At 73.2% G+C, this 11,238-nt stretch carries 9 protein-coding genes; 5 read left to right on the forward strand and 4 right to left on the reverse strand.

The window, feature by feature from the left end; genetic code table 11:
• The 3 genes from ACFPZJ_RS39525 to ACFPZJ_RS39535 form a co-directional block, all read right to left on the reverse strand.
• On the reverse strand, positions 1-720 hold a 720-nt coding region (locus ACFPZJ_RS39525), incomplete at its 3' end, for a biotin/lipoyl-containing protein (RefSeq protein WP_381031895.1).
• A 59-nt stretch (positions 721-779) separates the two neighbouring features.
• Complete coding sequence (gene lpdA / locus ACFPZJ_RS39530) at positions 780-2,168, reverse strand: dihydrolipoyl dehydrogenase (protein ID WP_381031897.1); 1,389 nt, start codon at positions 2,166-2,168, stop codon at positions 780-782.
• 313 nt (positions 2,169-2,481) lie between these two features.
• Positions 2,482-4,017 carry a leucyl aminopeptidase gene (locus ACFPZJ_RS39535; protein WP_381031899.1) on the reverse strand — a complete coding sequence of 512 codons (1,536 nt, stop codon included), beginning with the start codon at positions 4,015-4,017 and terminating at the stop codon, positions 2,482-2,484.
• Positions 4,018-4,377: 360 nt separating this feature from the next.
• Between ACFPZJ_RS39535 and ACFPZJ_RS39540 the strand changes: the two genes are divergently transcribed.
• The 5 genes from ACFPZJ_RS39540 to ACFPZJ_RS39560 all read left to right on the forward strand — a co-directional run bounded on the left by ACFPZJ_RS39540 (position 4,378) and on the right by ACFPZJ_RS39560 (position 10,962).
• A complete protein-coding gene (locus ACFPZJ_RS39540) occupies positions 4,378-6,417 on the forward strand; it encodes a hypothetical protein (protein WP_381031900.1) in 2,040 nt (679 codons plus the stop codon).
• An 81-nt stretch (positions 6,418-6,498) separates the two neighbouring features.
• Positions 6,499-8,022: a GT4 family glycosyltransferase PelF gene (gene pelF, locus ACFPZJ_RS39545; protein WP_381031902.1), complete on the forward strand. Its 1,524-nt coding sequence runs from the start codon at positions 6,499-6,501 to the stop codon at positions 8,020-8,022.
• Entirely contained in the window at positions 8,019-9,536 is a 1,518-nt protein-coding gene (locus tag ACFPZJ_RS39550; protein WP_381031904.1) for a hypothetical protein, read from the forward strand. The genes pelF and ACFPZJ_RS39550 overlap by 4 nt, the downstream gene beginning before the upstream one ends.
• On the forward strand, positions 9,533-10,183 hold the full coding sequence (locus tag ACFPZJ_RS39555) for a spherulation-specific family 4 protein (protein ID WP_381031905.1): 651 nt from the start codon (positions 9,533-9,535) through the stop codon (positions 10,181-10,183). The genes ACFPZJ_RS39550 and ACFPZJ_RS39555 overlap by 4 nt, the downstream gene beginning before the upstream one ends.
• A complete protein-coding gene (locus ACFPZJ_RS39560; protein ID WP_381031907.1) occupies positions 10,180-10,962 on the forward strand; it encodes an endo alpha-1,4 polygalactosaminidase in 783 nt (260 codons plus the stop codon). Before ACFPZJ_RS39555 ends, ACFPZJ_RS39560 begins: the two co-directional genes overlap by 4 nt.
• A gap of 20 nt (positions 10,963-10,982) precedes the next feature.
• On the opposite strand, the gene ACFPZJ_RS39565 is transcribed toward ACFPZJ_RS39560, so the two are convergent.
• A partial coding sequence (locus ACFPZJ_RS39565) for an adenosylcobinamide-GDP ribazoletransferase (protein WP_381031909.1) occupies positions 10,983-11,238 on the reverse strand: 256 nt, incomplete at its 5' end.

Here is an 11,238-nt window from a genome sequence, read left to right on the forward strand (position 1 = left end):
GGCGGGCGTCGGCGCGGGGGCCGGGGCCGGCTGGGCCTCGGCGGCGGGGGCCGGAGCCGGAGCGGCCGGGGCGGGTGCGGCGGCCGGAGCGGCACCGGGAGCGCCGATGACGGCGAGCTTGGCGCCGACCTCGGCGGTCTCGTCCTCGCCGACCACGATCTCCAGCAGCACGCCGGAGGCGGGCGCCGGGATCTCGGTGTCGACCTTGTCGGTGGAGACCTCGAGCAGCGGCTCGTCGGCCTCGACGCTGTCACCGACCGACTTCAGCCAGCGGGTGACGGTGCCCTCGGTGACGGACTCGCCGAGCGCGGGCAGGACCACGTCCGTGCCCTCGGCGGAGCCGCCGCCGGACGCGGCCTCGGCGGTGGGCGCCGGAGCCGGGGCGGCCTGCTCGGTGGATGGCTGGGCGGCCGGGGCCGGCTCGGGAGCCGGCGGGGCGACCTCCTCGGCCGCGGGGGCCGGGGCGGCGGCGGGGGCACCGCTGCCGTCGTCGATCACGGCCAGCTCGGCGCCGACCTCGACCGTCTCGTCCTCGGCGACCTTGATGGAGGCCAGCACGCCGGAGGCCGGGGCGGGGATCTCGGTGTCGACCTTGTCGGTGGAGACCTCGAGCAGCGGCTCGTCGGCCTCGACGCGTTCGCCCTCGGCCTTCAGCCACCGGGTGACAGTGCCCTCGGTGACGCTCTCGCCGAGCGCCGGAAGGGTTACGGAAACCGCCATGGTTTCGGTTGCTCCTTACGAAGTGCGGAAGTCTGTGTCGTCGCGTCCGTGACCGAGGGTCAGTCGTGCGCGTGGAGGGGCTTGCCGGCCAGGGCCAGGTGGGCCTCGCCGAGCGCCTCGTTCTGCGTCGGGTGGGCGTGGATGAGCTGGGCGACCTCGGCCGGCAGCGCCTCCCAGTTGTAGATCAGCTGGGCCTCGCCGACCTGCTCGCCGATGCGGTCGCCGACCATGTGGACGCCGACCACGGCACCGTCCTTGACCTGGACGAGCTTGATCTCGCCCGCGGTCTTCAGGATCTTGCTCCTGCCGTTGCCCGCCAGGTTGTACTTCAGAGCGACGACCTTGTCCGCGCCGTAGATCTCCTTGGCCTTGGCCTCGGTGAGACCGACGGAGGCGACCTCCGGGTGGGAGTACGTCACCCGCGGAACACCGTCGTAGTCGATCGGGACGGTCTTCAGACCGGCCAGACGCTCCGCCACCAGGATGCCCTCGGCGAAGCCGACGTGCGCGAGCTGGAGGGTGGGGACGAGGTCACCGACGGCGGAGATGGTCGGGACGTTCGTCCGCATGTACTCGTCGACGAGGACGTAGCCGCGGTCCATGGCGACCCCGGCCTCCTCGTAGCCCAGGCCCTGCGAGACCGGGCCGCGGCCGACGGCGACGAGGAGGAGCTCCGCCTCGAACTCCTTGCCGTCGGCGAGGGTGACCTTGACACCGTCCTGGGTGTACTCGGCCTTCTGGAAGAAGGTGCCCAGGCTGAACTTGATGCCGCGCTTGCGGAAGGCACGCTCCAGCAGCTTCGAGGAGTTCTCGTCCTCGGCCGGGACGAGGTGCTTCAGGCCCTCGATGATCGTGACGTCGGTGCCGAAGGACTTCCACGCGGAGGCGAACTCGGAGCCGATGACCCCGCCGCCGAGGATGATCGCGGACTTCGGCACGCGGTCCAGGACGAGGGCGTGGTCCGAGGAGATGATCCGGTTGCCGTCGATCTCCAGACCCGGCAGCGACTTCGGCACGGAGCCGGTCGCCAACAGGATGTGGCGGCCCTGGATCCGCTGACCGTTCACATCGACGGAGGTGGGGGAGGACAGCCGGCCCTCACCCTCGATGTAGGTCACCTTGCGGGAGGCGACCAGACCCTGCAGGCCCTTGTACAGGCCGGCGACCACGTCGTCCTTGTACTTGTGGACGGCGGGCATGTCGATGCCCTCGAAGCTGGCCTTGACGCCGAACTGCTCGCTCTCGCGGGCCTGGTCGGCGATCTCGCCCGCGTGCAGCAGGGCCTTGGTGGGGATGCAACCCCGGTGCAGGCAGGTACCGCCGACCTTGTCCTTCTCGATCAGGGCGACGTCCAGGCCCAGCTGCGCCCCGCGCAGGGCCGCGGCGTAACCACCGCTACCACCGCCGAGGATCACTAGGTCGAAAACGGTGCTGGCGTCGTTCGCCACGTCACGTCCTCCATGCATGTGCGCCACGCCGGTCTCCAGTGACCGGTCGGCGGCTGGTGTCCGGCCGCTCTTTGCTCTCGGCCCTTCGGTGGGGCCCTGTCCTGCCGTGCCCCATCTTCGCACTTGTCAGCACAGGAAGAGACGCGGGGCCGGGGTGTGAGACATCGCACGTTCCTTCATGGCTGACCCCACGGGCGGCGGACCCGGAGGGGGCGCGGGGCCGTGCCGGCACGCGGCTCCGCCGTGCGGGCGCGACCGGCCCCGCGCCCCGCGCCCGCCGTACGACGGAACGAACCGGGCTAACGGGCCGCCATCACCCCAGGTCACCGGCGGCCGTCAGCTCGGCCACCCGCACCAGCGTTCGCACAGCCGTCCCCGTACCACCCTTCGGTGTGTACCCGAACGGCCCGCCCTCGTTGAACGCCGGCCCGGCGATGTCGAGGTGCGCCCAGGTGATGCCCTCACCCACGAACTCGCGCAGGAAGAGGCCGGCGACCAGTCCGCCGCCCATCCGCTCGCCCATGTTGGCGATGTCGGCGACGGGGGAGTCCATCCCCTTGCGCAGGTGCTCCGGCAGCGGCATCGGCCACGCCGGCTCGCCGACCTCCTCGGCGGCCTCGTACACCGCCGTACGGAACGCGTCGTCGTTGGCCATGATCCCGAACGTCCGGTTGCCCAGCGCCAGCATCATCGCGCCGGTCAGCGTCGCCACGTCCACGATCGCGTCCGGCTTCTCCTGCGAGGCGGCCCACAGCGCGTCCGCGAGCACCAGCCGGCCCTCGGCGTCGGTGTTGAGCACCTCCACCGTCTTGCCGCTGTACATGCGCAGCACGTCACCGGGCCGCACGGCGGAGCCCGACGGCATGTTCTCGGCGAGCGCCAGCCAGCCGGTGATGTTGACCTCGAGACCCAGCCGCGCGGCGGCGACCACCGCGGCGAAGACCGCCGCCGCGCCGCTCATGTCGCACTTCATCGTCTCGTTGTGGCCGGCCGGCTTCAGCGAGATGCCGCCCGAGTCGTAGGTGATGCCCTTGCCGACGAAGGCGAGGTGCTTCTTGGCCTTCGAGGAGGTGTACGACAGCTTCACCAGGCGCGGCGCCGACGCCGAGCCGGAACCGACGCCGAGGATGCCGCCGTAGCCGCCCTTGGTGAGGGCCTTCTCGTCGAGCACCTGCACCTTGATGCCGTGCTCCTTGGCCGCGGCCTGCGCGATCGCGGCGAACGCCTCCGGGTTGAGGTCGTTCGGCGGGGTGTTGACCAGGTCGCGGGCGCGGTTGAGCTCCTCGGCGACGGCGGTGGCGCGCTCGATGGCCGCCTTGTACGCCTTGTCGCGGGGCTTGCCGCCGAGCAGCGCGGCCTCGGCGAGCGGGGCCTTGCCGTTCTTCGCCTTCGAGGCGTTCTTCGCGGGCGCGGTCTCCTTGTAGGCGTCGAAGGAGTACGCGCCCAGCAGGACGCCCTCGGCGACCGCTTCGGCGTCGGCGGCGTCCGTCAGCGGCAGGGCGAAGGCGGCCTTCTTGCTGCCGGTGAGCGCCCGGGCGGCCACGCCGGCGGCCTTGCGCAGCGCCTCGCCGTCGTAGGACGCGTCCTTCTCGGGCAGCGCGCCCAGGCCCACCGCCACCACGAGCGGGGCCTTGAAGCCGGACGGCGCGGGCAGCTTCGTCACCTCGCCCTCGGCACCGGAGGCGCCGAGGGTCTCCAGGACTCCGGCCAGCTTGCCGTCGTACGCCTTGTCCACGGCCTCGGCGCCCGGTGCGACGACCGGTCCCTTGTCGCCCTTGGCGACACCGATCACGATCGCGTCGGCGCGCAGGCCGGGCGCCGCGGCGGTGCTGAGAGTGAGAGCAGTCACGGTGGTGAAATCTCGCTTCCGATGTGAAGTTGCTGTGGCCGAACGGTGTGGGTCGACCGGGCCCGGCAGCCGACCCTAGACCCTGTCGTCTCCGACCCGAGGGCGTGGTCTCAGCGGGGCCTTCCCCGGTGCGGCGAACACTCGGGACGAGCCTACGCGCGTGTGGGGGGCGCGCTCATTCCCGCGGGCGTTCACCCGTCGGTGACCCGGTGGCCATTTGATGATCCTCGCATTCGGTGAGGTGAGTCACACTCACCGAGTTCCGGTGAGCGGCCCGCTCGCCGCTTGCATGATTTCCACTGATCCTCCTCTGCTCGAACACACGAGCAGGCGCGGGGATCCTCTGGGGGGAGGACGACCATGGCGCAGCGTGCGCACAGAGGAAGAAGAGCGGCCGTCGTCGCGGCGACCGCGGGACTGCTGGGGCTGGGGCTCACCGCGCCCGGCGCGTCGGCCGCCGAGGAGCCCCGCATCGACCTGCGGGTGCTGGTCGTGGACAACGGCGACAGCACCGTCCGGGCCATCACGGCCCAGCTGAGGAACACGGGCATCCCGTACACGACCGTGGACCTGAACGACCCCGGCCGTCCGGCCGTCACCGCGTCGTTCCTGAGCGACACCGTCGACGGCCGGCCCCGCGCCAGGTACCAGGGCGTGGTGCTGCCGAGCGAGGCCCCGTTCGGCGCGGGCTCCGCCGAGCAGACGGCGCTGGAGACGTACGAGAGGACGTACGGCATCCCGCAGGTCGACGCCTACGCCTGGGCGCATCCCGAGGTCGGCCTCGACTACACCAGCGAGGGCGGCTGGGCCGGCACCCTCGACGGGCGCGAGGCCTCCGTCACGGCGGCGGGGCGGGCGGGCCCCTTCGACCACCTCGACGGTGCCTTACGGTTCGAGGACAACTCCCCGTCCGTGCAGGAGAGTTACGGTTACGTGGCCCGGCCCCGCACCGGCTTCACCAGCTATGTCGACATCGCCGTTCCCGGCGGCAGCGGCCGGGGCAGCCTGGTCGGCGAGTACGCCCACGACGGGCGCCGGGAGCTGGTGGTGACCTTCGCCTACAACCAGCACCAGCAGCAGTTCCGGCTGCTGGCCCGGGGCATCGTCGAATGGCTCACCCAGGGCGTGCACCTGGGCCGGGACCGCAACTACTTCTCCGTGCACGTCGACGACGTGTTCGCCCCGGACAGCCGCTGGGACACCGAGCGCGACTGCACCCCCGGCGACTTCGACTGCGCCGGCGGCGACGGCGAGGGGACCACGCCGATCCGGATGACCGCCGACGACGCGGCCTACGCCGCCCAGTGGCAGCGCGAGCACGGCTTCACCATGGACATGGTCTACAACGGCGGCGCCGGCGAGGAGTGGAAGGCCGAGCACGGCGGCACCGACGCGCTCACCGACACGCTGCTCGCGGACCGCGCGCAGTACCGCTGGATCAACCACACCTACACGCACCCCTTCCTCGGCTGCGTCCAGGACACCTCCACGGTGCCGTGGAGCTGCGCGAAGAACGCCGACGGCTCGACGCGGTACATGAGCCGCGCCGAGATCGCCGCACAGATCCGCGACAACCACGGCTGGGCCGTCGCCAGGGGCCTGCCCGTCGACCGCACCGAACTCGTCACCGGCGAGCACTCGGGCCTGAAGACGCTGCCGCAGCAGCCGGAGGACAACCCCCACCTGGCCGGAGCCCTCGCCGACAGCGGCGTCGCCTGGATCGCCTCGGACAACTCCCGCGAGCCGGAGCAGCGCGCGGCGGGCCGCGCCCTGACCGTGCCGCGCCACCCGATGAACGTGTACTACAACGTCGGGACGAAGGCCGAGATGGCCGACGAGTACAACTGGGTGTACACCTCCCGCGGCGACGGCGGCAGCGGCGTCTGCGCGGACAACCCCACCTCGACCTGCCTCGACGAGCCGCTCGACGTCACCACCGGCTACGACACCCACATCGTCCCGCAGGAGGCCCGCACCGCCCTCGGCCACGTCCTCGGCAACGACCCGCGCCCGCACTACGCGCACCAGTCGAACCTCGCCGAGGACCGCATCCTCTACCCGGTCATGGAGAAGGTCCTCGCGGACTACCGGGCGCTGTTCGCCGACAACACCCCGCTGGAGAACCCCCGGCACAGCGCCGTCGGCACCGAGCTGAAGCGCCGCGCCGCCTGGCAGACCGCCCTGGAGAAGGGGCAGGTGACCGCGTACCGGATCGGCGGCACCGTCACCGTCGCGGCTGCGTCCGGGACGCAGATCCCGGTGACCGCCCCGGAGGGGACGAAGAAGCAGCTCCTGTTCGGCACCACCGCGTTCGGCACCCCGTACGCGGGAGAGCGCTCGGCCTGGACGACCCCGGCCGCACTCCAGTCCGCTCTCACGCTGAAGCTGCCCGCCACGTAACGGGCAGTCCCGCACGCCCTCCCCGTCGGGACCGGCCGGGGAGGGAACCGAGCGTCGAGTTCCGACAGGGGGGAACAGCGCATGAGACGGACCGGCCGTCACGTCACCATGCTCACCGAAGGCACCTATCCGCATGTCCACGGCGGGGTCAGCACCTGGTGCGACCAACTCGTCAAGGGCATGCCGGAGGTCGACTTCCACGTCGTCTCGCTCACCGGCACCGGCCGCGAACCGGTGACCTGGGAGCTGCCGCCCAACGTCCACCGGCACACCTCCGTGCCGACCTGGGGCCCGCGGCCCGGCCGCAAGCGCCCGCCGTACGGCCGGGCCCGGCGCCGCTTCATCGACACCTACGAGCGGTTCCTCCTCTCCTTCCTGGACCCCGAGTCGCGCTGCGACTTCGGCGCGGCCCTGTACGAGCTGGCCCGGCTCGCCCGCGACGGGCGGCTGTCGGCGGCCCTGCGCACCGAGTCGGCGCTGCGCTCCCTTATGTGGATCTGGACGATGCCGCACCTGCCGACCGCCGCCGCCCGGCCCTCGGTGCACGACGCGCTCACCGCGACCGACCTGCTGGAGCACGCGCTGCGCCCGCTCGGCGTCCGCGTCCCGCAGGACTCGGTGGCGCACGCCGTCAGCAGCGGCCTGGCCACCCTCCCCGCGCTCGCCGCGCGCCACCTGGACGGTGTGCCGTTCCTGCTCACCGAGCACGGCATCTACCTGCGCGAGCGGTACCTCGGCTACCGGCGCGACGCGCAGCGCTGGCCCGTGAAGGCGTTCATGCTCGGCTTCTACCGCGCGCTGAACTCCCAGGGCTACCGGGCGGCCGACCTGATCACACCGTGCAACCAGTACAACCGCCGCTGGGAGGAGCGCGGCGGCGCCGACCCCGGCAAGATCCGCACGGTCTACAACGGCGTCGACCCGCACGCCTTCCCGCACGCCGGTCCGGAGCCCGAGACACCCACCCTCACCTGGTGCGGCCGCGTCGATCCGATCAAGGACCTGGAAACCCTGATCCGTGCCTACGCGCTGGTCCGCGCCGAACACCCCGGCACCCTGCTGCGCCTGTTCGGCCCGGTCCCGCCCGGCGGCGAGGCGTACCGGACGAAGCTGGAGAAGCTCGCCGCCGAACTCGGCGTCACCGACGGCCTCACGTTCGAGGGCCGCGTCACCGAGGTCAGCCGTGCCTACGCGGCCGGCCACGTCGTCATGCTGTCCTCGATCTCCGAAGGCTTCCCGTTCTCCGTCATCGAGGCCATGTCGTGCGGCCGGGCGACGGTGTCGACGGACGTCGGCGGGGTGCGCGAGGCCGTCGGCGACACGGGTCTGGTGGTGCCCCCGCGCGAGCCGGAGAAGATGGCCGCCGCCGCGCTGACCTTGCTGCGCGACGACCGACGGCGCCGGGAGCTGGGCGCCCTGTCCCGACGGCGCGTCATCGACCGCTTCACGCTCAGGCGCTCCGTGGACGACTTCCGCACGATCTACCGGGAACTCGCGTGCCGGGACGAGGTGTACGAGCCCACCCCGGAGACCGTCGCCGATTGGACCCTGGAACTGCGCGCCCCCTGGTACGCGGGCGTCGCGACAAACGGGGCCGGCTGGTGAGCGGAAGCGTCTGGCTGCCGCCGGGCTCCCGCCCGAGCGCCCTGCCCGCGATCCCCCGGCAGCCGAGCCCCGACCGGGCCCATGCCGACCCGGTCGCCGAACTCGCCGAGCGCCTCGACGACTTCATCGCCGCGGCCGTCCACCCGGACGAGATAGCCGCCCTCCTGGAGTCCGACGGCCTGTCGGACGACCGGATACGCGAGCGGTACGGAGTGAAGGACTCCTTCGCGCTCGCCGAGACCCTCTACGAGCGCGTGCCCCGCCGCTACCCGGAACCGGACGGCCCGCTCCACGACCCCTGGCAGGTCGGCCTGCTCGGCTGCCTGCTGCGCGGTGTCGTCTTCGCCCTGCCCGGCCTCGCCCACGTCCTCGGCGGGCCCTGGCTCACCGGCCCGCACCGCGACCTCGGCCTGACGGCGGGCACCGTCCCCCTGCTGGCCGGCGCCCTGTGCGGCTGGACGTGGAACCAGGGCCTGGCCCACCGGGCGTACTCCTGGCTGGGCCTCGGCGACCGCACGGCCGCCCGCCGCGCCCTGTTGCTCGGCGCTCCGGCGGGCGCCCTCCTCGGCGCCCTGGCCGCCGTAGCCTGCGCGGGCGGCGCCGCCCCGGCCGCGGTCGCCTTCGCCGCCGGGCAGTCCTGCTATCTGGCGGCGGCGACCGTCCTGCTGGTCATGGGCCGCGAACGGCTCCTGCTGACCGCCCTCGCCCCGATGACGGCGGGCGCGGTCCTGGCCCTGGTCCACCCCGTGCCCGACGCGGCCCGCCTCACCCTGCTGCTGGGCTCCCTGACCGCGGTGGCGGCCCTTGGCCTGCGCGAAGTGACGCCCGTGGTCAAGGAGTTGGGCCGGGGCAGCCGGCGGGCGGGACTGACCGCGCTGCTGCCGTCCGGCGCGTTCGGCACCGCACCCGACCACGACCGGCCGGCCGCGCCCCGGCTCGCGGGCTCCCTGCCGTACGCCCTGTTCGGCCTCGGCAGCGGTGTCCTCGTGCTGTGCGCGGCGCTCGGCGACGTCCTCACGGGCGAGGAGCACGGTGCCGTCGCCGCGCCCGCCGCCGTGGCGCTCACCCTCAGCATGGGCCCCGCCGAGTGGCTGCTGTACCGCTTCCGCAGCGGCAGCCTCGCCGGGCTGCGCTCCAGCAGCAGCCCCCGGTCCTTCCGCCGCGCGACGGCGGTCACGGTCGCGGAGTGCCTGGCCGGCTACCTCGCCGTCCTCCTCGCGCTGAGCCTCGCCACCTCCGCGCTGTGGCCGAACTCCCCGGCGCCGCGCGGTGTCCGGCTGACCGGCCTGCTCCTGCTGGGCGTGGTGCTGTGGACGGGCCTGCTCCTGCAGTCGTTCGGCGCGGTGCTCGGCGCGACCGCGGTGTGCTGCGCGGCGGCCCTCGCCCAGACCCTGGTCCTCGTCACCCACACCGGCGACCCGCACACGGCCGGGCCGGTCGTGTACGGCACGGCGGCCGCCGTGCAGGCCGTGCTGGTGTGCGCGCTGCTGGGGAGGGCAACAGCCCACCGATGAGCACCCTCCTGATCCCCTACTACGAGCACCCGTCCGTCCGCCCCGCCGAATGGGACGCCATCGTGGCGGCCGCCCCACGCCTGTACGGGGTGGTCCTCAACCCGGCCAGCGGTCCCGGCGACCGCCCCGACCCGGCGTTCGCCGAGGTCGCCGCCCGCCTGCGGACCGCGGAGGTCCGGGTGCTCGGCTACGCCGACACCGACTACGGCCGCCGCCCACAGGCCGACGTCGTCCGCGACCTCACCCGGCACCGCGACTGGTACGGCACGGACGGCGCCTTCCTCGACCAGGTGGCCGCCGGGCCGGACGAGTTCCCCCACTACCAGCGACTGGCGGTGGCCGCCTGGGGACTGGGCTGCGGCACCCTCGTCCTCAACCACGGCACGCCCCCGCACCCCGCCTACGGCCGCATCGCCGACGTCCTCGTCACCTTCGAGGGCACCTGGGCGTCGTACCGCCGCCGGCCCGCACAGCCGTATCCCGACGGCACCGGGGCACGGCTGTGCCACCTGGTGTACGGCGTACCGCCCGGCGTCGCCCTGGAGCGCCTGGCCCGCGAGCGGGGCGCGACGGTGCACTGCGCGGTGCCCGGTGGCGGCGATCATCCCTGGGGGACGCTGCCGCACACCCTGGAGCCCGCCCGGTGAGACGCCCCCTGCTGCCGGCCGCCCTGCTCGCCCTGTTGCTGGCGGGCTGCGCGCAGAGCCCCGACGACGAGCCGAGCGGCCCGCGCTGGCAGCCGCGCCCCGGCACGGCCTGGCAGTGGCAGCTCAGCGGCCGTCTCGACACCTCCGTCGACGTGCCGGTCTACGACATCGACGGCTTCGACCACTCCAAGGCCACGGTCGCCGCCCTGCACCGCCAGGGCCGCAAGGTCATCTGCTACCTCTCGACCGGAGCCTGGGAGGACTGGCGCCCGGACTCCGGGGCGTTCCCGAAGTCGGTCCTCGGCCGCGGCAACGGCTGGGAGGGCGAACGCTGGCTGGACATCCGCCGCACCGACGTCCTGGAGCCGATCATGGCGGCCCGGCTCGACATGTGCCGCGCCAAGGGCTTCGACGCGGTGGAGCCGGACAACATGGACGGCTACCGCAACCGCTCGGGCTTCCCGCTCACCTCCCGCGACCAGCTCCGCTACAACCGCCTGATCGCGAAACTGGCCCACGACCGCGGTCTCTCCGTCGGCCTGAAGAACGACCTGGACCAGATCCCGCAGCTGGTGGGCGACTTCGACTTCGCGGTCAACGAACAGTGCGCCCAGTACGACGAGTGCGCGGCCCTGCAGCCGTTCATCGACGCCGGCAAGGCGGTCTTCCACGTCGAGTACGAGGTGCCCACCGGCCGCTTCTGCGCCGAGTCCCGCCGCCTGAAGCTGAGTTCACTGCTCAAGAAGTACGAACTGGGGGCCTGGCGCAAGGCGTGCTGAGCCCCGGGCCGGCGACCGTCTCAGCCCGGTGACGGGGACAGCGACAGCACGACCAGCGCCGTCGTCGCCGCCGTCTCCGCGAGCCCCCCGAACACGTCACCCGTGACCCCGCCGAAGCGTCGCCCGCAGTGGCGCAGCAGGAGTTCGGCGGCGGCGAGGGCGACGACGACCGCGAGGGCCGCGCGGGCGGCGCCGTACGGACCGAGCAGGGCGCCGCCGGCCGCGCCCGCCGCCACGACGACGGCGAGGGCGGTGGCCGCCGCGCCGCGCGCCGGC

This window comes from Streptomyces bullii, from assembly GCF_042657145.1.
Lineage (GTDB): Bacteria > Actinomycetota > Actinomycetes > Streptomycetales > Streptomycetaceae > Streptomyces > Streptomyces bullii.